General features: G+C 64.0%; 19 protein-coding genes. 8 read left to right on the top strand and 11 right to left on the bottom strand.

Annotated features, from left to right (window positions below; genetic code table 11):
- Positions 1-37 precede the first annotated feature (37 nt).
- Positions 38-667 (bottom strand): NUDIX hydrolase, encoded by a 630-nt coding sequence (locus AC630_RS11135; protein WP_143197965.1) that lies wholly within the window; start codon positions 665-667, stop codon positions 38-40.
- Positions 668-734: 67 nt separating this feature from the next.
- On the opposite strand from AC630_RS11135, the gene AC630_RS11130 reads away from it, so the two are divergent.
- The 4 genes from AC630_RS11130 (at position 735) to AC630_RS11115 (ending at position 4586) form a co-directional block, all read left to right on the top strand.
- Positions 735-1160 carry a PaaI family thioesterase gene (locus AC630_RS11130; protein WP_074118665.1) on the top strand — a complete coding sequence of 142 codons (426 nt, stop codon included), beginning with the start codon at positions 735-737 and terminating at the stop codon, positions 1158-1160.
- A gap of 294 nt (positions 1161-1454) precedes the next feature.
- On the top strand, positions 1455-2465 hold the full coding sequence (locus tag AC630_RS11125; RefSeq protein WP_074118579.1) for an aldo/keto reductase: 1011 nt from the start codon (positions 1455-1457) through the stop codon (positions 2463-2465).
- Positions 2466-2480: 15 nt separating this feature from the next.
- Positions 2481-3794 (top strand): tetratricopeptide repeat protein, encoded by a 1314-nt coding sequence (locus AC630_RS11120; protein WP_074118578.1) that lies wholly within the window; start codon positions 2481-2483, stop codon positions 3792-3794.
- A 201-nt stretch (positions 3795-3995) separates the two neighbouring features.
- Positions 3996-4586, top strand: a complete 591-nt coding sequence (locus AC630_RS11115; protein ID WP_074118664.1) for a hypothetical protein — start codon at positions 3996-3998, stop codon at positions 4584-4586.
- 4 nt (positions 4587-4590) lie between these two features.
- Here AC630_RS11115 and AC630_RS11110 read toward each other — a convergent pair whose 3' ends face one another.
- Both AC630_RS11110 and AC630_RS11105 read right to left on the bottom strand, forming a co-directional pair.
- Positions 4591-6189 carry an oleate hydratase gene (locus AC630_RS11110; RefSeq protein ID WP_143197962.1) on the bottom strand — a complete coding sequence of 533 codons (1599 nt, stop codon included), beginning with the start codon at positions 6187-6189 and terminating at the stop codon, positions 4591-4593.
- A 349-nt stretch (positions 6190-6538) separates the two neighbouring features.
- Positions 6539-8365 carry an AMP-dependent synthetase/ligase gene (locus AC630_RS11105; RefSeq protein WP_074118577.1) on the bottom strand — a complete coding sequence of 609 codons (1827 nt, stop codon included), beginning with the start codon at positions 8363-8365 and terminating at the stop codon, positions 6539-6541.
- Positions 8366-8791: 426 nt separating this feature from the next.
- Between AC630_RS11105 and AC630_RS11100 the strand changes: the two genes are divergently transcribed.
- Together AC630_RS11100 and AC630_RS11095 are read left to right on the top strand one after the other, a co-directional pair.
- Complete coding sequence (locus AC630_RS11100; RefSeq protein WP_074118576.1) at positions 8792-9367, top strand: cysteine hydrolase family protein; 576 nt, start codon at positions 8792-8794, stop codon at positions 9365-9367.
- Between the two features lie 127 nt (positions 9368-9494).
- Complete coding sequence (locus tag AC630_RS11095) at positions 9495-9812, top strand: hypothetical protein (protein ID WP_074118575.1); 318 nt, start codon at positions 9495-9497, stop codon at positions 9810-9812.
- Between the two features lie 148 nt (positions 9813-9960).
- On the opposite strand, the gene AC630_RS11090 is transcribed toward AC630_RS11095, so the two are convergent.
- The 6 genes from AC630_RS11090 to AC630_RS45355 all read right to left on the bottom strand — a co-directional run bounded on the left by AC630_RS11090 (position 9961) and on the right by AC630_RS45355 (position 14782).
- Complete coding sequence (locus tag AC630_RS11090; protein WP_074118574.1) at positions 9961-11232, bottom strand: flavin monoamine oxidase family protein; 1272 nt, start codon at positions 11230-11232, stop codon at positions 9961-9963.
- A 9-nt stretch (positions 11233-11241) separates the two neighbouring features.
- Positions 11242-11952 (bottom strand): RibD family protein, encoded by a 711-nt coding sequence (locus AC630_RS11085; RefSeq protein ID WP_074118573.1) that lies wholly within the window; start codon positions 11950-11952, stop codon positions 11242-11244.
- A gap of 21 nt (positions 11953-11973) precedes the next feature.
- Complete coding sequence (locus AC630_RS11080; protein ID WP_074118572.1) at positions 11974-12651, bottom strand: FABP family protein; 678 nt, start codon at positions 12649-12651, stop codon at positions 11974-11976.
- Positions 12652-12794: 143 nt separating this feature from the next.
- Positions 12795-13286, bottom strand: coding sequence for a hypothetical protein (locus AC630_RS11075; RefSeq protein WP_074118571.1), 492 nt, complete (start codon positions 13284-13286; stop codon positions 12795-12797).
- A 113-nt stretch (positions 13287-13399) separates the two neighbouring features.
- Positions 13400-14269: a VOC family protein gene (locus AC630_RS11070; protein WP_074118570.1), complete on the bottom strand. Its 870-nt coding sequence runs from the start codon at positions 14267-14269 to the stop codon at positions 13400-13402.
- 192 nt (positions 14270-14461) lie between these two features.
- Complete coding sequence (locus AC630_RS45355) at positions 14462-14782, bottom strand: hypothetical protein (protein ID WP_167561172.1); 321 nt, start codon at positions 14780-14782, stop codon at positions 14462-14464.
- A 437-nt stretch (positions 14783-15219) separates the two neighbouring features.
- Here AC630_RS45355 and AC630_RS11065 point away from each other — a divergent pair, with 437 nt between their 5' ends.
- Both AC630_RS11065 and AC630_RS11060 read left to right on the top strand, forming a co-directional pair.
- Positions 15220-17457 carry a TOMM precursor leader peptide-binding protein gene (locus AC630_RS11065; RefSeq protein ID WP_074118569.1) on the top strand — a complete coding sequence of 746 codons (2238 nt, stop codon included), beginning with the start codon at positions 15220-15222 and terminating at the stop codon, positions 17455-17457.
- Positions 17458-17550: 93 nt separating this feature from the next.
- Positions 17551-18930 (top strand): SagB/ThcOx family dehydrogenase, encoded by a 1380-nt coding sequence (locus tag AC630_RS11060; protein ID WP_074118568.1) that lies wholly within the window; start codon positions 17551-17553, stop codon positions 18928-18930.
- A 684-nt stretch (positions 18931-19614) separates the two neighbouring features.
- On the opposite strand, the gene AC630_RS11055 is transcribed toward AC630_RS11060, so the two are convergent.
- The gene (locus tag AC630_RS11055; RefSeq protein ID WP_074118567.1) at positions 19615-19854 is read right to left on the bottom strand and encodes a hypothetical protein; all 240 of its coding nucleotides are present in this window, start codon (positions 19852-19854) and stop codon (positions 19615-19617) included.
- Positions 19855-20167: 313 nt separating this feature from the next.
- Positions 20168-20593 carry a MaoC family dehydratase gene (locus tag AC630_RS11050; protein ID WP_074118566.1) on the bottom strand — a complete coding sequence of 142 codons (426 nt, stop codon included), beginning with the start codon at positions 20591-20593 and terminating at the stop codon, positions 20168-20170.
- Between the last annotated feature and the right edge of the window lie 674 nt (positions 20594-21267).

Here is a 21267-nt window from a genome sequence, read left to right as displayed (position 1 = left end):
TCCGGTAACCGTCACGTTAACGTGCCGTTTACCATCGTCACTTCCAGGCGAACACCGGCTGTTCCAGGTCGGTGACACGGGTGTGCCGTCCCGCCAGCACCTCGCGGAACTGGTAGATCAGCGCCGCCGTCGGCGCGTGGATCAGGCTCATCTGGTGATGGAAGCGGATCACGCGGCGCGCGCTTTCGGGGATCGCGACGAAGTCGAAGGCCTCTTCGCGCTCGATCGTCGCAAGCGCGATGCGATGGACGGATGCGACCTCGTCCGGGTTCGGCCGGATCGCGGCGCTGTCCGAGGCCCAGACCACGACCGGCGTGATCAGATAGCCGGAGCGGGTCGGATAGTCGTCGAGCGTGCCGAGCACCGCGTCAGCTGTAAGCTTGAGCGCGAGCTCCTCGTCGAGTTCGCGCAGCGCCGCCTCGACCGGCGTCTCGCCGGCATCGCAGCGGCCGCCCGGCAAAGCCCACTGGCCACGATGAGCGCGCAGGCTCGATGCGCGCTTGGTGAGCAGGAAGGCGGTGTCGTCGCCGTCACTGGATTCGGTCAGCGCCATCACCACCGCGGCGCGCTTCAGCGCCGACGGCGCGGCTTCATCTGGCAGCCGCGCGAATGCCGCGCAGGCCTCTGCGATATTCCGTCTGGTGGCATCGTCGAAAGCTCTCATGATGCTTGACTACACCAGGACTGCATCTGATGAAACGAGGAGAGATACGCGTGCGAGGATGGACCGGAAGATGACGAGCAAGGCCGCCGCAAGGCTGAAATCGGACGGCTGGACCATCCTCGAGACCACGGGCTTCATGCACCTGATCGGCCCCCTATGGGAGCGCAAGGTCGACGGCCATTACGAGTTCGCACTCGCCACCGAGGACAAGCACCACAACCGCCGCGGCCTGGTCCAGGGCGGCGTGATGATGACGTTCGCCGACCGCACCTGCGGCATGACCGCCCGCTACGTCTCGGGCAAGGAGTACATGGCGACGGTGCAGCTCGACACCCATTTCGTGGAAGCCGGCCAGATCGGCGACATCCTGATTTCCCGCCCGCGCGTGGTGCGCTCGACGCGCAGCCTCATCTTCATGAGCACCGAAGTCACCGTCGACGACCGCTGCATCGTGATGGCCAACGGCGTGTTCAAGATTTTGAAGGGACCGGCGTAGGGGAAGCAGTCGGGCCGACGCTACGCACCACACCCACGCTGTCATTCCCCGCGAAAGCGGGGAATCCAGTACGCCGCGGCCTCTCAATCGACCAGTGCTGTCTCGGAGTACTGGATCGCCCGATCAAGTCGGGCGATGACAGTTGAGAGTGTGGCAGGCAGCCTCCTCGTTATTGCGAGCGGAGCGAAGCAATCCAGAATCTCTCCGCGGACGCATCTCTGGATTGCTTCGCTCCGCTCGCAATGACGGAACTGGGCGGCTATGCTGTTGCAAGAACCAGCAAGGACCCGCCCCATGCAATACCGCCAGCTCGGCCGCAGTGGCCTGAAAGTGTCGCCGATCTGTTTGGGCACCATGATGTTCGGCGGGCCGACCGATGAGGCCGCCTCGCAGCGGATCATCGCAAAAGCACACGAGGCCGGGATCAATTTCATCGACACCGCGGATGCCTATTCGAATGGTGCATCTGAAGAAGTCGTGGGCCGCGCGATCGGCAACAACCGTCATGCCTGGGTGCTCGCGACCAAGCTCGCCAATCCCATGGGCAGCGATCCCAACTGTGCCGGGCTATCGCGGCGCTGGGTGCTGCAGGCCGCGGACGAGAGCCTGAAGCGGCTCGGCACCGATCACATCGACGTCTACTATTTGCACAAGGAAGATCATGCGACGCCGCTGGAGGAGACGGTGCGCGCGATGGGTGACCTGATCCGCGCAGGCAAGGTGCGCTATTTCGGCGTCTCGAACTACCGTGCCTGGCGCGTCGCCGAAATCTGCAACATCTGCGACCGCCTCGGCATCGACCGGCCCGCTGTGAGCCAGCCCTATTACAACGCCATGAACCGCATGCCGGAGGTCGAGCACTTCCCGGCCTGCTCCTATTACGGCCTCGGCATCGTCCCCTACAGCCCGCTGGCGCGCGGCGTGCTCACCGGCAAGTACAAGCCCGACGCGGCTCCGGACAAGGAGACGCGTGCGGGCCGCAACGACACCCGCATGATGCAGACGGAATGGCGGCCGGAGTCGCTCCAGCTCGCGCAAGAGATCAAGAGCCACGCCGAGAAGAAAGGCATCACCGCCGGCCAGTTCGCCGTCGCCTGGGTGCTCAACTCCGCCTTCGTCTCCTCGATCGTCGCGGGCCCGCGCACCGAGGAGCAGTGGGACGACTACATCCGCGCGCTCGACTACCGCTTCACTGCGGAGGACGAAGCACTGATCGACCGCCTGGTGACGCCGGGCCATCCCTCGACGCCGGGCTACAACGATCCGGCCTATCCAATCGAGGGCCGCCGCGCGCGGACGGCTTGAAAGCGGGAGACGACGATGGCGCACGAAGATCGCTACGGCCTTTCACTCTCCACCACTTCGCAAGAGGCGGCATCCGCCTACCGCGAAGGCGTCGACCTCATGCTCGCAGGCTGGACCGGTACGGCGGAAACGCTGGAGCGCGCCATTGCGGCCGATCCGGAGTTCGCGCTTCCCCACATCGCCCGCGCCCGCCTGCACGCCTTCTATCAGCAGGGCGATCTCGCGCGGCAGAAGGCGGCTGTGGCACGCGAGCTCGTGGCCAAGCGCGGCTCGATGCGCGAGCGCTCGCATGTCGAGACGCTGGCGCTTGCGATCGAGGGACGGCTGCCGGAGGCGCTGACATCGACGCTGAAGCATATCGACTCTTGGCCGCGAGATTCCGTGGTGCTGTCGCTGCCGCTCGGCGCGTTCGGCCTGTTCGCCTTCTCCGGCATGGCCGACCACGACCGCGCCCGACAGGAGCTCTGCGAGAGCGTCGCGCAGCACTATGGCGAGGACTGGTGGTTCCTCACCATGTATGGCTGGGCGATGACCGAGAACGGCGACGTTACCCGCGGCCGCGGCGTTACCGAGCGCGGCTTCGGCCTGCGCCGGGCGAACGCCCACGCCGCCCATGCCGTGCTGCATGCGATGTTCGAGGACGGCTCGATCGAGGCGGCCGACCGTCTCGTCGACGACTGGATTCCGAGCTACGACCGTGCCGGAATCTTGCATGGCCATATCCGCTGGCACCAGGCGCTCGGCGCGCTGGAGCATGGCGATGCGGCGCGCGCACTTGCGATCTATGCCGAGGTGCTCCAGCCCACCGTCACGCAGGCGCCGCCGCTGAACGTCATCACCGACGGCGCCTCGCTGCTCTGGCGCCTGTCGGCTTACGGCCACGCCGTGCCCAAGGCGCTCTGGCTTGATGCCGACGCCGCCGCGCAAAAACTGTTTCCCAGATCCGGCCTGCCCTTCGCCGACGTCCACATGGCGCTGTTCGCCGCCGCAACGCAAAATCGCGAGGCGCTCGCCGCGCGGCTTGCCGTGATCGAGCAGCGGCTCACTGAGGGCAAGCTGCCGGCCGGCCCCGTGGTGCCGGCGATCTGCCGCGCGCTCGCCGCCTTTGCCGACGAGAATTATGCGGCCTGCACGCAGACGCTCGCGCCAGTCCTCGGCGAGGTCGTGCGCATCGGCGGCAGCCACGCCCAGCGCGAACTGATCGAGGACACTTTCATCGTCGCGCTGATCCGCAGCGGCGAGCAGCCCCGCGCCCGCACCCTGCTCGATGCCCGCCTCCACCGCCGCCCGTCCCAGCGCGATACGCGCTGGCAGGCGGCGACTGGCTAACTCCGCCACGAAAAAAACACCGGTCTGGCGGCAAGTGCCTGCCAGGACGGGTTTGGGGCGATCGGGCAAATCGCGATGGGTGGCGCGGTGGTATTCCAGACGGGCAGGCTTAAGCAAACGGGATCGCAACCAATTTGCGGTTCGATGGTTATTGGGCGGAACTTTTCCGCTGCCATGATCCCCTGGCACATGAGCCTGACGATGCGCCTCTGCCGACCGGTCCTCGCCGCGACCCTCATGGCCGTGATCCTGGCTCTGGCAAGCCCTTGTTTTGCCGGGTCTTCGGCGCCGATCCCGGTCAACAATCCTGCGGCACAACAGAATTCCTTCATCGACCTGCTGGCGCTGATGTCCGGCCACTGCAAGACGCTGAAGGTCGCCGGGCGCACCTTCGCCTGCAAGACCGTCGCCTACGCCCATGGCGACAAGGGCCGGGTCAACTTCGCGGTCGCTGTCGACGATCCCACCGACGAGAATCACGTCGTCTCGTTCTCCGGTGAGAACGGCAAGCGCGCCGACGACAATTCCTACGAGCTGCCGATCGATCGCATGCTGCTCAACTCCAAGGACCGGCCCAGGATCGACGGCCTGCCGGTGCCGGCGGAGCAGGTCTCCACCGGGGTCTGCCGCCAGACCGGCAATTTCGCCGCCAAGAAGGTGAAGGACGTCACCTGCTCTGCCACCGACAGCGAGGGCCGCAGCTACGAGCTGCTGTTCGTCTCCGACGGCAGGCCGGTGAGCGTGCGCCGCATCCGGCAGTCCGCACCGTCGATCCAGGATCCGTTCAAGTAGACTTTCACGCGAACGCCTTCTCCAGTGTCGCGAAGATGACGGCGAGCGACTTGTCGTGGCGGGTCACCGGCGGCACCGGGCGATCGACCTTCATGAGCTGATAGACCGCCATCTGCGCCGCGCGCACCGAGTATTCGACCGTGAACACGACGTCGTCGGGAATCTCGACGAACTGGCTGACGAAGGCGAGATTGACGGAATTTTTGGGCACCGGCAGCGGCCGGTCCGTCGCCGCGCGCGGCATGAACATGCTGGTGATGTAGGGCATGCGGCAGGGAATGCAGGTCGCAGCCTCGAACACGTCGCGGTCGAAATTCAGGTGCCCGGACAGCTCCTTCAGGATATCCGCGCCGCCGCAATCGGACATCGGCCTGGCGACGAAATTGCCGACGCGGTCGGGATGCAGCGCATAGCCCCAGAACACCTGGACGTCCTTCGGCTGGCCGGCGAAATGCGGCTGGTGATAGAGCACGACCGACATCAGCCAGTTGGAATCCTTGAACGTGACGAGGCCGCCGGTGCCGGCCCTGTTGCCGGAGAACGCCTCCATCCGGTCGAAGAAGCGCGGATCGCGGCAGGTGACGGTGAAGGACAGCCAGTACGATTCGGGAATCGAGGCGTTGAACACGGACGGCTTGCCGAATTCAGGACGCCCCTTCGCGATGGTCTCCCAGAGCGCCCATCCCTGGCTGTCGGCCTTGGTCAGATGCGGCGGCGGCTCGGTCATCGAGCCGAGGCTCGAGGCATCCGTCATCGAGCCGTTCTGGAAAAACACGAGATCGCCGTCGTCGAGGCGGACATTGGCGATGCGGCCGTCGCGGTCGAGCACGAGCTGGCGGACGCGCACGCGCCCGTTTTCGCTCTCGAGCGCCATATCGGTGACGCGGGTGCCACGCACGAACTGCACGCCCTGCCGCTTCAGCCAGTCGGCGAGCGGCCGCACGATTGCGTCATACTGATTGTAGACGGTGCGCTTGACGCCAGCGAGAGTCTCGATGCGCGGGAATTCGTTCATGAAGCGATGCAGATAACGCTTCAGCTCGACCGCGCTGTGCCAGGGCTGGAAGGCGAAGGTGGTCTGCCACATGTACCAGAAATTGGACTCGAAGAATCCGGGCGACAGCCAGTCGGTGATGCGGCTGGCACCAAGCGTCTCTTCCGACGCCTCAGTGAGCCGCAGCAGCTCGAGCCGGTCGCGCGCGGAGAAGCCCATATGAGAGACGTCGACCTTGAAGCGGTTGCGATCGACCAGCCGCGCCCGGGAATGGGCGGGGTTCTCCAGGTTGAACGCGACGGTCTCCTCGCGCACGCTGAGCTGCGGGTGTTCGAGCGAGGGGATGCCCGACAACAGGTCCCAAGTGCATTCGTAGTGATCGGTCGTGAGCATGCGCCCGCCGCGCAGCGAATAGGCGCCGTTGGCGAGCAGCGCACCGTCGAGGCTGCCGCCGACGAGCGGCTGCGCCTCGTAGATCACGATGTCGCGCCCCGGCAGCCTCGCATCGCGAATCAGGAATGCCGCGCCCGCGAGCGATCCGATTCCGCCACCAATGAAATACGCCTTCATGACTTGCCTCGATTGCAATTCGAATTCTTGCGGCGACATTGCATGTTGAGGCGCGGCTAAAATTGCGCTGAATCAAGTGCGGAGATGGCAGCTCTTCAAAAGGAAGTGAGCGCGCTTTTCTTGAGAGCATTTGTGTTTCCACGGCGTCATGGCCGGGCATAGCCGTCCGAAGGACGGCGTCGCTTCCGCTCGCCTATGTCCCGGCCATCCACGCCTTTGCCTCGGACACCAAGAACGTGGATGCCCGGGACCCGGCTCCGCCAAGGCTTCGCCGGGCCACCGGTGTTGGGCCGGCGAAGCTTCAGCGAAGACGGCAAGCCCGGGCATGACGACCTCTCGTGAGAATTTCAATGCGATTGCCATGCCGCACGCGGCGAAAAGGCGAAAGTCACGTCGAAATTATCGCCGCCGGCTTCTTCGTGTAGATCTGCGCGATCTCATCGGCAAAGCGGTGCTCGAGCGCCGGACGTTTGTTCTTCAAGGTCGGCGTGAGCAGTCCCGCGGCGATGGTCCATGGCTCCAGCGTCCACCACACCGCGCGCGGTGTTGCGTAGGACGGATAGGCTTTCACGGCCGCCGCGATTCTCGCCAGCAGAGCGGCGCGCTCCGCCGCCTCGCCTTGCTTGCCGCTCGCCGCGAGCTTCTGCTTCTCCTCCGCCCATGCCTTTGCGTTGAGCACGACCAGAGCCGTGAGAAACGGGCGCTGCTCGCCGACCACCAGCGCCTGGTCGAACAGGGGATCGGCGAGGATCGCGGTCTCCAGATCGACCGGCGCGATCTTCTCACCGGTGGAGGTGACGAGGATATCCTTGATGCGGCCGGTGATGGTGATGCGCCCGTTCTCGATGCGGGCCTGGTCGCCGGTGTGCAGCCAGCCGTCGGCATCCTTCACGCGGCGGGTCTCGTCAGGCTTGTGCCAGTAGCCGAGCATCACGCTGGGTCCGCGCACCAGCAGCTCGTCGTTCTCGCCGAGCTTGACCTCGATGCCATCGAGGACGTGGCCGACCGAATGCGGGTCGTTGTCCTCCGCGGTGTTGACGGAGACCACCGGCGAGGTCTCGGTCATGCCGTAGCCCTGGAGGATGTCGAGCCCGAGCGCGAGAAACAGGCGAATGACGGGCTCGGCGATCGGCGCGCCGCCGGAGACCGCCACGCGCAGGCGGCCGCCGAGCTGCGCCAGCACCTTGTCGGCGACGAGCCGCTTGAGCAGTGGCCAGGCCAGCCGGTCGAGCAGCGACAGCGTGCCTCGTCCCTGCCGGGCATCGAAACGCCGGCCGCCGACGGCGAGCGTCAGATCGAGCATCGCACGCTCGACGCCGCCGGCCGCAGCGCGGTGCTGCATGATCAGCGCGTAGACGCGCTCATAGATCCTCGGCACCGAGACCAGCACGGTCGGCCGAACATGCTTCAGGTCTTCCGACAAGAGCGGCACCGAGCGCGCATAGGCGACGCAGGCCCCGGCCGCGATCGGATAGTAATAGCCGCCGGTCCGCTCGAAGGTGTGCGAGAGCGGCAGGAAGGACAGGAACAAATCGTGCGGCTCGGCGGCGATGCGCCGCGCCACCGCCTTCACATTGGCGACGATGTTGTCATGCGACAACATCACGCCCTTCGGCCGGCCCGTCGTACCCGAGGTGTAGACGATGGTCGCAAGATCGTCCGGTTTCACCGCGACGTCAGGCAGCGGCGCGGTCGCGCCCGGTGCCGCTGCAAGCCAGCGATCGAGCCCGACGATGCGTGCATCCGCCGTCGTGAGCCCGGTCGCATCAGCGCATACGATGCGCTTGAGGTGGTCGAGCGGCTGGCCGGTGGCCAGGATCGCCTGCCAGCGCTCCAGCGAATCCACGAACAGCAGCAGCGCGCCGGAGTCTGCGAGGATGTAGGCGATGCTGTCGGGATTGTCGATCGCATGCATCGGCACCGGCACCAGGCCGCGCGACAGCGCCGCCTGGTCCATCGCGATATGCGGAATGCCGTTCGGCATCAGGATCGCGACGCGTTCGCCAGGCGTGATATCCTCCGCGGCCAGCGCCCGCCGCCAGCGTTCGAATTCCGCGTCGATCTCCTGCCAGGACTGGCTGACCCAGCGCCGCACAGCCGCGTCGAAATGGCGATAGGCCTCCGCCGCCGGCGTCGCCTTGATGCGCCAGCGCAAGAGCTCCGGCAGCGTCCTGACTTCGGCTAGCGCCTGTGGTTGACTGATCGGCCCCGGCATGGCGTCCTTTCGCAATCTTCTCGATCCCTCATCAATCTGGGGCCTCGATACTAGGCCGGCCAGTCCTTGCCGCCTTGATCCTCAGCAAGGCGGCCATGCTTCGGAGCGACCCATGACCCGCGACCACGCCCGGGGCGAGTTCGTAATTCGTGTAACCCACTCTCGTGTCCCGGACGCGGTGCAGCGCATCCAAAAGCGCGTTCACGCGCGTCTTCGACACGCTACGGCGCTGCTCCGCAGAGCCGGGACCCATGGGGCGCAGACACGGCTGGAAGCGTGGGCCCCGGCTCTGCAGCGCACCGTCGAAGAGACGCTGCGCTGCGTCCGGGGCACGAGCCGTCCCGAAATGAGGGAAAATCGACATTGCTTACCACCTCCGTCGCCTCGCATACTTAGCACAGTAAGCAAGTCTGAAAGTCGCTCTCCATGACCAGCCCCCTCCCTGCCCTCATCGTCGTCGACGTCCAGCGTGCGTTCGACGAATGGGAGGCGGCGGGCAAGCGGCGCAACAATCCGGATGCGGTGGCGCGCATCGCCGATCTCCTGAAAGCGTTCAGGGCGAGCGACGCGCCGATCTTCCACATCCGCCACGAAGGCACCAAGCCCAACTCCTCGTTCCTGCCATCAGGCACCGGCTACGCTGTCAAGGACGAGGCCCGCGAAGCGCCGGGAGAGGCGGTGATCGTCAAGCGCGTCAACAGCGCCTTCATCGGTACCGACCTCGAGAAGCGACTGCGCGCAGGCAGCATCGCCACGCTCGTCATCTGCGGCGCCACCACCAATCATTGCGTGGAGACGACAACGCGGATGGCCGGCAATCTCGGCTTCGACGCGCAGCTCGTGCGCGATGCGACCTGGACGTTCGACCGGATCGGGCCCGATGGCGATGCCCATTCGGCCGAGGACATCCATGCGATGACGCTGTCGAATCTCAACAGCGAATTCGCGCGGATCGTCACCACCGACGACGTGATCGCCTCGCTTGAAGCGGCGCGACAATAAACCGCACGACGGTCGTTCATTCACACGCGTTAACCGAACCGACATCTGCGTCGTTTCGACGCCCGTACTGGCCGGAACGCACCCGACACCCATCTGTTGTCTCACGACATTCAACTGGAGTGATGACATGAAGTATCTCTTTGTCGCGATGGCTGTCGGTGCTGCTGCGCTCGCAGGTGCATCCACAGCCAACGCGGCCGGCAAGGCCAGTGCGAAGCATAACGCGCGAGTTGGCCAATCGACCGACATCAGCGCGCAGCACAGGCATCACCATCACGGCTACCGCCACCACCACGGGCACCATCACCACCACGGCTATTATCGCCCGCATTACCAGAGCTACGGCTATTACCCGCGGCCCCACGGTTATTACGGTGGCCGGCCCCACGGCTATTACGGCGGCGGCCCCGGCGTGACGTTCAGCTTTGGCTCAGGCCGCTGGTGAGACGAAAGGCCCGCAAATCTGCGGGCCTTTTTTTTTATCGTTCTCTGATCGTCATGGCCGGGCTTGTCCTGGCTTGTCCCGGCCATCCACGTTCCTTTCGGCGGCCAAGACGTGGATGCCCGGGACAAGCCCGGGCACGACGGGGCTATTAACCCTGCAAAATAATCCCCGCCGTCTCCAGCCCGCTCGCCAGCGCCGCCTCGACCGTGCCCATGTCGCGGCCGCGATAGAGCGCTTCGCCTGAGAACAGCACCGGGCCGTCGGCATGCGCGAGGATCGTCTGCGCCGCACGCGACCGCGGCGTCGCCCAGGAATAGGCGTCGCGGGCAAAGCGATCGTGGGCCCAGTTCGCCGCCGCGGATGCGACGAGATCGCGCGCGAGGTCCTCGCGCGGCCGTTTGAAGATGGCGGCGAGCGAGTCAAGCCCGGCATCGACCAGCCCCTGCGGATCGAGGTGCGACAGCTCCGCCGTCCGCGGACCGCCGAACCAGCCGGTGAGCACGTGATGCTGGTCCGGATACCGCGTCCACCACACCGGGATCGTCTCGTCCGACAGCAGGAAGATCATGTCGGCGAGCTCTTCCCTCCGCTCGCGCCACCATGGCCGCGCGAAACGCAGCAGGATCTTGATCACGCTGCCGAAGCCGATGTCGTCGGCGGCGGCGGCCTTCGCGCGAGCGGCTGCAGGCAGTGCGATCTCGCGCAGCAGCGGCAGCGGCACCGTGAGGATCACGCGATCGCAGCTCTGCACATCGCCGCTCGCGCAGCGGACCGCCACCGCGCCGCCGGCCTCCACGATGGCCGACACCACGCAGCCAAAGTGGATCGCAACGCCAAGCCTGAGGCACTCGGCCGCCAGGAATTCGATCAGGCCACCATAGCCGCCGACGATGCGCGCCTGCGTCGCGTGCCCGCCATTCATCCACTCCTCGCGCAGCGCCAGCGTCGAGGCGCGCGCGGGGTCGGCCGCATCATAGCCCTCGACCATGCGTTCGACCGCATGCCGCAAGCGGTCGTGCTCCGGTCCGGCAAAATGACGGCGCAGGAAATCGGCGACGCTGAGATCGTCCGTGAGATTCTTCAGCGCGGCATGGAGCCCTTCGTCATACGGATCACGCGGGCTCCCACGTAAGAACCCCACTCCGTCATAACTCCATTGCGCGCCCGCGATTACCCGCACCGGCAGCGCGGCCTCGCGCGCGAGGCCGCGCGTCACCGGCGCCTCGCCATGGACGAATTCGGCGCCGAGATCAGCGGAGTAGCCGAACTCTGACGCCGGCAGCGGATGGATGCGCCCGCCGCAGCGCTCGCGCGCCTCCAGGATCGTCACCTTCCTGCCGGCGCGTGCCAGCTCGCGCGCCGCCATCAGCCCGGCCACGCCGGCACCGACGATGACGATGTGCTCCGATCTTCCCGACATGAGGATGCTTTATTGGCGCGCGGCTTGCGGTTCGTTCTGGATCAGATAGCGCAGCAACAAGACACCGCCGCCGAGCTGCCGCGTGCTCTCCAGCGTCATCGCGGTCAGCGGCGCACGCTGGTCGCTCTCGGCGTCCGTCGAGTCGAACACGAAGGGTGCCCCCCTGGCGCCATCGATCGCAGGACTGAGGATCAAATTGAATTCGTCGATCAGACCGGCGCGAAGGAATGCGCCATTGGCGACGCCACCGCCCTCCACCAGCAAGCGCTTCACGCCGAGCTCGCGATTGAGAATATGAAGCGTCAGCGCCAGGTCGATCTCGGACTTGCCGGCGAAGATATAGGACACGCCCTCGCCGCGGAGACCGGCCAGATGAGAATCCGGCACGCTCTCCGTCAGCACCACGACGATCGGATCGCCACCAATGTCCGAACGCCCCCAGCCGATCTTGCCATGCGCGTCGAGCACGACGCCGTAGGTTTTGGCATCGCGCCGCGCGAACCAGTTCTCGCGGGGAAGTTTCTCGCTCGACGTCTCGGCATAAGGCTTGCCCCTGGCGAACTCCGAACCGGTAACGCGGCCGATGACCCAGGCATTGCCGCCAAGCTCGTCATGAATTTTCTCGAACCAGTCCGTGCCTGCGCCCTTCGGACGCCAGCGACTGGGATGCGTGCGGCCATCCAGGCTGGAGTGCATCAGACAGATGACGTAAGGCTTCATGCAAGTTCTCCGGGCTGCTTCTCAAGCGGGCTTTGCGCCACCCTTGTCGCGATCGTTCTTGTCGCGATCGTTCACGATCACCGCCAGCGGATTGAGCTTTGGCGGCGCCACAAGCTTGAGCGTGTTGCTGTCGTGATGATTGAACGGCGCGCCGCGCACGAAAAGCTCGGTCTGGATCAGATAGGTCCAGCTTCCGTCCTCGTTGAAGGTGATGTCACAGCGGTAACTGTCGGTGCGGAAGGCCTGTTCCAGAAAATCGGTCGAGCAGATGCCGTAATCAGTGTCGCCGCGCTTCGCCGTGACGGAGATTGTCCTGTCATCCGGCTTGGCCTTGCCTGAGGCCAGCAGCACCTGGCCGCGCGGAATCGCCAGCGTCTGCATGATCAGCCCGGTCGCCGGCTCCCACAGCCAGTAGCCGACCTGGTCGTGGAAGGTGATGTCCTCTTCAGGCGTGTTGATATGGATGTGATAGCGCAGCCCGTAGAACAGCTGCGGCCCGTTGGCCTGCGGATCGATCGGGTCCATGCGGATGTGCTCGATGAACACCCGCCGCTCCGGCCCCTCCGCCTTCGGATTGATGTCGATGCCCTTGTCCGCCTGCCAGACGCCGGCAAGACGGCGGAGCGGGCCGAGATTGGCAAGCCCGTCGGGCGAGACGTCCTCGGGTTCGGTGAAGATGTCGGCGGGAATGGGGAGCATGGGACCCTCGCATCGTTGCGGAGAGAAGCAATAGCACAAGGGCGGCGCGAAACTACCGAATTGGAACCAAAGCCCGCATCACGAGTTGTCGGCCCTTGAATCCGAGCCCTCGAAATCCGGGCCCGCCCCGGCCTCGCCGTCTCCTACTTCAACGCCAGGCTGCTGCAATACGCCGAGGTTTCACCGGATCGCCAGCCGGTGATCCGTCCGGCCTCCTTGCATTCGTCGTAGGTCTTGTAGTTGCCGACGTTTCGGCACGTGAACGAATACACGCCGCCCGAAGCGTTGCAGCCGACCCAGGGCTGATTGCCGTGCCTGAAGCTCGATTGGCAACCGCCGACGCAACTGCCCGTTTCGCGTTCGAGCTTGGCAAGCTTCGCGGCATCCGACATCGGCGCCGCCGCGGCCGGCGACACGATCGGCGCTGTGCGATATCCGGTGCTGCGGCTTGCGGTGTGATGCGCCGGCCTGTGAGGCCTCGCCGCTTGCTTCTGCGCTTCGACAGTGACTCCGGGAAGCTGGGTGTCGGCACCGGCCAGGGGTGTCGGTTGAGACATTGCCGGGCCGCACAGCAGCAGTGCGGCCGACGAGATTGCGACGGCTGGACGCGCAAGGAAGAGAGACGAGATTCTCATGGATCTGTCCTTCCAAATATGGGGACAGTCAATTCCATCCCCGGTGGAAGGATACCACGCGGCAGCGAAGTTGCATCGTTGAATTCTGCAACTTGATACGAGCCGCCGGCGCGCTAGCGCTTCGTCTTGGGAAGCACCACCCTGCCCCGTGAAGCAATCCCGCCCCACTTGGCGGACCAACTGACTTCCGAGGCGGAGGATCGCTCGATGCCTTTCTGATCCCACGCCCCCTGCAGCGCAAACAGGGCGCCTTGGGGATCGACACATCGCACGATCCAGCAACCATCGGGCAACTCGATCGGCCCCAGGAGAATCCGGCCTCCGCCAGCCTTGACCCGCATGGCCGCCGCGCCGACGTCATCTACATTGAAGTAATAGAGCCAAGACGCATGCGATACGCTCGGAAGCTTGGTGAGCATGCCGCCGATCGTCTGCCCGGCCGCCGAAAACAATTCATACACGCTCGCCTGATCGCTTCCATCGGGGGCCTTTTGCCAGCCAAGAAGCTCACCGTAAAACGGAAAGATCCTGCCTCGGTCTTCGGCCAGCAGCTCGTGCCAGCCCACGCGCCCGGGCTCGTCCAATCCGCCCGGCTGCGACCCGCCATATGTCAGCCCGGTGACAAGCGCAAACGTCGCTCCTTGCGGATCGGCGACCACCGCAATGCGGCCGATGTTGCTGTCGGTCGGCGAGACCAGGATGGCGCCGCCAAGCCGGCGGATTTGTGCGGCCCTTGCATCCATGTCGTCCACGGCAACGTAGCCGAGCCATCTCGGCGTTGCTCCCATTCGCACCCCCTCTTCAGGGAGAGCCATGAGCCCGACGACCGGAGCGTCGCCTGCAGTCAGCAGCGTGTAGGCCAATTCCGGGCCCGACGCATCTTTCACAGCCCAGCCGACAACCTCGGCGTAAAAAGCGGCCGCCGACGGCATGTCCGTCGTCAGAAGCTCATACCAAACGAAGGGTCCGGGTTGATCGGCCAAGCTAGCTTCCCCGTTCGGGCGGGCAGACGATTGCGCACTGCATCATGCCTCGCCGCTCGGTATCATCGACAAATTTGCCGCGATGTCATTCATGAACGCGATGTCATTCATGAAGATGAATACAATCTGAACGAGTCCCATTACATTTCGTGTTCACGTGAATCTTGCCCGCTTTGATTGCTCGGCGTAGGATCATTCAACGAGATCGTTCTTCCAACAATGGAGGATGCGGCCATGCAGCGGACGAAGCAAGCTTCGAAACAGAAGCGAATGACCAAAGCCGCAGTACCGGCGCTCGGAGTCGCTGGACTGACTTTTTCGCTGGCGGGAAGCGCGATGGCGTCCGCAGTGCCGACAGGCGAGCCTCAACAAAGACCGAACTTCACGCCCGGCCAGTTCACAGCGCTCAGCGAGGAAGAACTCGCCGACGTCAGCCTCGCCACCTTCCATCTCGCCAGCGATGAAAGAAGCTTGAGCGGCGTGCTGCTCGCGCGGGGATGCGGTGGTTGTCATGGCTGCGGCGGTTGCCGTGGCTGCGCGGCCAGAGGTTGCGGTGGCTGCAGAGCCTGCGCAGGCTGCAGAGCCTGCCGCTGCGGCGTCGGTTGTGGTGGCTGTGGCGGCTGCGGCGTTGGCTGGATTGGGATAGGCGTGCCGTGGGTGTCATGCGCAGGGTGCTGCGCATCGTGGGGCCGCTGCCGCTGGTGCTAGGAGTTAGCGCTCCCTGACTGGATGTCGACAGGTCGCAATTTCATTGGCCGGGCTCGCGAACGACCCGGCCATTTTTCTGTTTGCGCTTCGCCTGGCTCCTCAGCTTGCCGATGGCGCGCCAGTGTGTTCCAACTCGTTGGAAGAAGCCGGTGGTCGAGCTTGTCGCACAAGCCGGTCCGGCCAAGCGTGCGTCATGCGCCGGCAATCGGACATGACGGAAACAGGATCAGCGTGCTGACCCGATGACAGTCAAGAAGAGCCGCGCAGCGAAGCAGACCCGCAAGGGCATTTTGCGATTCGCACCGAACTTCACCGCCTATCTGCTTCCTCCCAATGTGGTCTGTCTCTATTCCGAGAACCGCAAGTTCTTCCTGCACGGCGATCTCTATTGCGCCGTGGCGAGCGCGATCGGAAAGAATGGCAAGGCTGCGCCGGAGATTATCCGTCAGCTTTCGAAGAGTTTTCCCGTCGCCGAGATCGAGGAAGCGATCAGGCGGCTGTTGGACCGCCGCTACGTCGTCAGCGGAGCATCGCACGCAGGCGCCGTTGACGGATATTGGGCAAGCCTCGGCCTGCCTCCCGATATCGCCGAAGAGAACCTCCGCAACTGGCCTGTGCGGGTGGAATCGATCGACGTCAAAGGCGCGAGCGAACTGAGCGCGGCGTTGAGCAGGCTCGGGGTTCATATCACCAAGCGATCGCCCAGGCTCGTCATCACGCTTGTGAACGACTACCTCGAGGGACACCTCGGCGAATTGAACGAGGAACGTGTAGCCGACGGGACGCCCTGGCTGCTGGTCCAGCCGTCCGGCGTGTTTCCACTGGTGGGGCCTGTGTTCAAGCCGGGCGAGAGCGCCTGCTGGACCTGCCTGTTCGATCGCATGATCCGCAATCGCGAGATCAAGGGATTTCTCGACCGCGGAGCAGCGCAAGCGGTCGCGATATCGCCTTTGGTCAGCGACACCGTCGGACAGACCGCGATCCACTTCGCTGCCGTTGAAATCGCAAAAGCGATCGCCTCGGGATTTCGCACCGACCTCAGCGATCACATTGCAAGCTTCGACCTGACCGGGTCCGCCGTCGCCAAGCACTACGTCGCGAAACGCCCGCAATGTCGGACCTGTGGCAGCAAGAAGCTTCGGAATCCGCGACGGGCCGCCGCGCCGATCGGGATTGCCGAGGGCAGAAAGCTCGTCATGACCAGCGGCGGATACCGCACCGTGACATCGCGGGCCACCGTGGCGCGCTTCCGCAAGCATGTCAGTCCGCTGACCGGCGTGGTGTCGCGGCTCGAGCGGATCGAGGCCGATCTGCCGATGAACACCAATTTTTTCGCCTACCACAATTTCTCGGCGCCGGCCTGGAACGTCGACCAGCTCAGGTCCGGCCTCAGCGGCGGCAGTTTTGGCAAGGGCTCCACGGCCGAGCAGGGCGAGGCCAGCGCGCTGATGGAGGCGATCGAGCGCTACTCGGGTATTTTCCAGGGGGACGAGATCAGGACGACGCGCCGCTTTGCCGATTTCGCTCCCGGTGACGCCCTTCTTCCCAACGACGTCCAGTTCTTCAGCGACATGCAGTTTCAAAACAGGCATGTCCCGCAAGCCGACGATTCACATCCGGTTCCCGAGCCGTTCGATCCCTCGACCAGGACCGAGTGGTCGCCGGTCTGGTCGTTGCGCGACAAGCGGTTCAAATATCTTCCGACCGGCCTTTTGTATTTCTTCTATGGTGGCTTTCACACGGATTCCAATGGATGCGCGGCCGGCAACACCCGCGAGGAAGCCATCGTTCAAGGCTTCCTCGAACTGGTCGAACGCGATGCCTACGCGATCTGGTGGTACAACCGCGTGCGGCGTGCCGAAGTTGACCTCACGCAATTCGCGGATTCCTACGTGCGGGATCTTCAAAGCCAGTTTGCCGATGCGGGGCGCCGGCTCTGGGTGCTCGACATCACCAGCGATCTCGGCATTCCCTCCTACGTTGCGATCACGCACTGGATGCAGAACGGACACGAAAACATCGAATTCGGGTCCGGCGCGCATTTCGATCGTCGCATCGCCCTGCTGCGCTCCCTCACCGAGCTGACCCAGTTCATGTCGATCGGCATGATGGGCGGCGGCAGCGGCGAGAAGCCGTCGCTTGACGGTGTCACGCCGCTGCGGCTGGACGATTATCCGTTCCTGATCCCCAGCGACAATCCGCTTCTTCCGCCGGCGCCTGACCTTAGGGTTCACGACAACACGCGCGACCAGGTCAATGCCTGCGTCGAGATCGCGATCCGAGCCGGATACGATTTCCTCGTGCTCGACCAGACGCGGCCCGATGTCGAGGTCCCCGTCGTCAGGGTGCTCGTTCCGGGCTTGCGGCATTTCTATCGCCGCTTCGGGCCCGGCCGGCTTTACGATGTGCCCGTGAAGCTTGGGCTGCTGGATCGCCCGCGACAGGAAAGCGAGCTGACTCCGTTCCTGCCACACACCTGAAGGCTGGCCTCGTTGCGCGTTCCCCGGAAAAAGCCGACCAGGAAGACCGCACCGATCCTTGCCGCCCGACTGAACGGCCGCTTCTCCCTGCAAATGCAGGCCGACGGAAGCATCGCCGCGGTCTCGGGCGATTATTCGGTCAGTCTCGGACAATTCACCGCGGCGGCGATCGACCGCGCGGGGCACATTGCCACCGGCCTGCCGCTCGCCGCCCTTGCCGGCAAGAGCGTCCTCGCGAAGCAGCTCCATGTCCTGGTGCAGCGACTGGCGCAGCATGGGCTTCTCGACTATCGCCTGTTCTCTCCCCGTGATGCGCAAGACCTCGTGGTCATCGAGCCACAGATCGCCGGATACTGGCCGCAGCCCGCAAAGCTGGCGAGCGGCGACACCGTCGTATTGTCGCGCTTTGCCTATCTGCGCCGGCGCGGCAACGAGATGGTGCTGGAATCGCCGCGCGCCGGCGCGCTGTTTAGGATTTGCGATCCGGCCATCGCCGCCACGCTTGCTGCGCTGTCGCGGCCTCAAAAGATCAGCAAGCTTCGCAAGCAAATGGCCTCGCTGAACCTCGACCTGCTCGGATTGCTGCTCGACAGCGAGATGCTGATCAAGCTCGGCGCGAAAGACGGAGACGGCCTTCGGGTGAACGAAGGCGATAGCAATCTCGTTCTCTGGGATTTCCATGATCTCGTGTTTCACACGCGCAGCACGGAGGGCCGGCATGCCGATCCGGTCGGCGGCGCGTACGCCTATGCGGGCGTCACCCCGCCGCTGCCCGCGGTGCGCCCGCCCTGGCCCGGCAGGAAGATCACTCTCGACAACGTCGCCCCGCCGGAGCCGATGTCGCCCTTCGCGAAGCTGCTCCGCGAGCGCCATTCGACGCGGGATTTCGACGACCAGCACCCGGTCACGCTCGCCGAGCTCGCGCAGTTTCTAGGCACGACCGCACGCGTGTTGTTGGAATGGAAGAGTGGCGCAGATGTCGACGGTGGTCCCGAGGTTGCCTACAGCTCGCGGCCGTATCCGGCGGCGGGCAGCGCGTATGAGCTCGAGTTGTACCTGGCGGTCTCGAACTGCGAGGGACTGGCGCGCGGGCTTTATCACTACGACGCCGGCGGCCACGCGCTGGTCGCGATCGACGCCTCCGCCCAGCAACTCCGCGCGCTTTCGATGGCGGCCGAGTTTGCCATGGGCGCATCCGGCCCGCCGCAGATCCTGATCACGATCGCCGCGCGCTTCGGGCGGATCGCCTGGAAATACAGCTCGATCGCCTATTCGCTGATCCTGAAGGACGTCGGCAGCCTGATCCAGACATTCTATCTGGCCGCGACCGACATGGGCCTCGGCGGCTGCGCCATCGGCACCAACAACATCGATCTGTTTGCGAGAATGACGGGGCTCGAATTCCACGTCGAAGGCCCGGTCGGGCAGTTTGCGCTGGGGCGCGGGAGGACCACCGGCGGCGCTCAGAATTGATGTTCTTCGCAGGTCCCGGACGAGGACCAGGACGAAACTTCCCGCAACAGTGAGTTCACGCCGCGGCAGTTTCGCGCGCAATCGCAGCAAGGAAAGGCGCGCTCTGCCGCGGGCTCCGCGTAGCTGGGGCCTCGCGACGAACTCTTTGCTCGATGCCTGATGCAAAGGGACCAGTTCGGCGGGACTCATTGTGGTCTCGGCGGATTTCCCCAGGAGTGATGGCCGTGGTGTGCAGTGACCACACACCTACGTTCTCTGCCATCCACATTAAGTCAACGCGATCATGGCGGCTTGAGGCCAGGAAAGTTCTCCTCACACCACCGACCAAACGCACGGTCAGCCTTGTGCGTCTTCCGTCCCACCAAGAGGGCCTCTCCAACTGCCCTCCAGTTTTCCCGCATAGTCGCCGCATCCGCCTTGATCTTTTGGTACGCACGCTTGCCCCGTTCGATCACGATGTTCGGGGTGTCGGTACTCAGTGCAACCTCGGCTACTGGTCCTCCGAAACATTCACGGATGTTTCGCGCAACCACTGCTGCACCTCTTCATCATTAAACTCCGTGCTCTCCAGCCACCCGCGCCCGTTGCACTTGGGGCAGTTTTTGAGCTGATCTGATGTGCCCACGGAGAGGCCACGACCATCGCATCGAAAGCATGGAAAAATAACCGCCATAGCCTACCTCCTTACATAGTCACCTTTGCGAGCCACTCGGACAAAACCTTGAGGCTGTAACCCTTGCCACACTTCGATGGGATGTCCTTGGTAGCCCATTCGCCGATGGCCTGCCGAATGTCCTCGGGACACTGCACGTCCCTCAGTCTGTCCGCCATCGCGTGGCGTAGTTCATGCGCGGTGTGGTTCATCCCCTTGCCATCCACCTCGAGCGCGCCAATCCACTTCGCCACCGTATTAGATGCGTGCATGGATTTGAATTACGGTGAATCGCTGGCCGATCGCTTTTGCCGGCAAAGCCGGGGACTTTAGGCATTGGGCCGATCAAGGCGGCCACCGGGGTCACTAACGCGACCTCGGTGGTTTGGGCCACCTGAAGGTGGCCTCAACATCACATGCTCAGTTGATCGAGGCGAGTGTCCTGCGCAGATAAAAGATCCGGAAAACTGTCTCGCGAGTTTAGCTACCTCACAACCTCAATACCGGCGTGTCGCAGGAGCCAGAAAATATGCTCCGAAAGGAATAAGAAAATGCCGCAGTTATGTTGGCACCGCGTGATCCCAACTAGCTGAAGTAAAGGACGGTCATTTTGCCTGTGAGGACTGTAACATCGTCGGTAGTGTCCACAATCTTTCCCTCGAGGCGCCCGATGGTCCCGGACTTCCTCCGTTCGAGTGTTGCGACACTCCACTCCATGCGGAAGGTTCTGCCGGCAAGGGCGGGAGCGAGGAATTGGACGCTGTAATCCACGCCAACGCCCCCACGGTCGTCCGCAGACTTTTTACCAAAGCCCCTTGTCGCCAAACCTGCAAGCAACGCAGAAGTATGTGCACCGCTGGCGATAATGCCGCCAAAACGACTGCTTGCGGCGACAGTCTCGTCGTGGTGCAGGGGATTGAAGTCACCAACCAAATGTGCCCCGGCACGGATCGTCGCGACATCCAGTAAGAGCTCCTGCTCCGTGCGGTCTCCAACCTCAGGGACTGACATCGAATTATCCTTCGCTCACGTTTGGGAGATCCGTATTGAACTCTGTTCCGGGAGATGCATTCGGCAGGTGTCGCTGGGTAGTGCATCATCTTCGCGGGACGTGTCAACGGGCGCCTGAAGGATGAGATCGATGGCAAGGAAGAGGCATAGGGCCCAGCCTATGCCCTCCTTTTTCTTCCCTAGGCCGGATAACCCGTGGCAACCGGGGAGAATTGGTACGACTATTTTCTATGATACCGGCAAGCTAATCCGTGCCGCGCTCCACGTGCGGCAGAGCGGTCTGATCTATCTGCGATACCTTTCGCTTGACGACATCTGGAGCCAACTTCAATCGTTTGTCGTTGATTGAGGAGCTTCTCTTTGAGCAGTTCCCTGGAAGTTATGCAGAGCGAATAAGTCGAGGAACCAAGGCAGAGCTCGCGACAGTGCTGGCCTCATCGGAGATTTACCAACTCGTAGCGAACTAACGCTGTTTCCCATCATCCCCTTGAGGGTAGATGCGAGCTTTGATTCACCACCATTCTTTTTCATTCCACCATCAACGTCTCAACTGAGAGAGAAATTTCCGCCTTGTGTAGCGGGGCATGAGATTGACAGGGAAATGTTTCCACCACTGGTGAACTGGAGAGGCCGCCGTCAGCGGCTTGGCCTCGTCAAAGAGAGCTTGGCAGGCT

Origin of the sequence: Bradyrhizobium sp. AS23.2 (assembly GCF_001908185.1) — a bacterium.
Lineage (GTDB): Bacteria > Pseudomonadota > Alphaproteobacteria > Rhizobiales > Xanthobacteraceae > Bradyrhizobium.
This window is presented reverse-complemented; position numbering and strand designations above follow the sequence as displayed.

Excerpts from the sequence above, each read along its gene's own strand:
- AC630_RS11085 (WP_074118573.1), bottom strand. The coding sequence starts at position 11,952 with ATGAAGCCTTACGTCATCTGTCTGATGCACTCCAGCCTGGATGGCCGC.
- AC630_RS11065 (WP_074118569.1), top strand. The coding sequence starts at position 15,220 with ATGACAGTCAAGAAGAGCCGCGCAGCGAAGCAGACCCGCAAGGGCATT.
- AC630_RS11125 (WP_074118579.1), top strand. The coding sequence starts at position 1,455 with ATGCAATACCGCCAGCTCGGCCGCAGTGGCCTGAAAGTGTCGCCGATC.
- AC630_RS11120 (WP_074118578.1), top strand. The coding sequence starts at position 2,481 with ATGGCGCACGAAGATCGCTACGGCCTTTCACTCTCCACCACTTCGCAA.
- AC630_RS11060 (WP_074118568.1), top strand. The coding sequence starts at position 17,551 with ATGCAGGCCGACGGAAGCATCGCCGCGGTCTCGGGCGATTATTCGGTC.
- AC630_RS11130 (WP_074118665.1), top strand. The coding sequence starts at position 735 with ATGACGAGCAAGGCCGCCGCAAGGCTGAAATCGGACGGCTGGACCATC.
- AC630_RS11095 (WP_074118575.1), top strand. The coding sequence starts at position 9,495 with ATGAAGTATCTCTTTGTCGCGATGGCTGTCGGTGCTGCTGCGCTCGCA.
- AC630_RS11055 (WP_074118567.1), bottom strand. The coding sequence starts at position 19,854 with ATGCACGCATCTAATACGGTGGCGAAGTGGATTGGCGCGCTCGAGGTG.
- AC630_RS45355 (WP_167561172.1), bottom strand. The coding sequence starts at position 14,782 with ATGACAACCACCGCATCCCCGCGCGAGCAGCACGCCGCTCAAGCTTCT.
- AC630_RS11050 (WP_074118566.1), bottom strand. The coding sequence starts at position 20,593 with ATGTCAGTCCCTGAGGTTGGAGACCGCACGGAGCAGGAGCTCTTACTG.
- AC630_RS11115 (WP_074118664.1), top strand. The coding sequence starts at position 3,996 with ATGCGCCTCTGCCGACCGGTCCTCGCCGCGACCCTCATGGCCGTGATC.
- AC630_RS11090 (WP_074118574.1), bottom strand. The coding sequence starts at position 11,232 with ATGTCGGGAAGATCGGAGCACATCGTCATCGTCGGTGCCGGCGTGGCC.
- AC630_RS11075 (WP_074118571.1), bottom strand. The coding sequence starts at position 13,286 with ATGAGAATCTCGTCTCTCTTCCTTGCGCGTCCAGCCGTCGCAATCTCG.
- AC630_RS11080 (WP_074118572.1), bottom strand. The coding sequence starts at position 12,651 with ATGCTCCCCATTCCCGCCGACATCTTCACCGAACCCGAGGACGTCTCG.
- AC630_RS11100 (WP_074118576.1), top strand. The coding sequence starts at position 8,792 with ATGACCAGCCCCCTCCCTGCCCTCATCGTCGTCGACGTCCAGCGTGCG.
- AC630_RS11105 (WP_074118577.1), bottom strand. The coding sequence starts at position 8,365 with ATGCCGGGGCCGATCAGTCAACCACAGGCGCTAGCCGAAGTCAGGACG.
- AC630_RS11110 (WP_143197962.1), bottom strand. The coding sequence starts at position 6,189 with ATGTCGCCGCAAGAATTCGAATTGCAATCGAGGCAAGTCATGAAGGCG.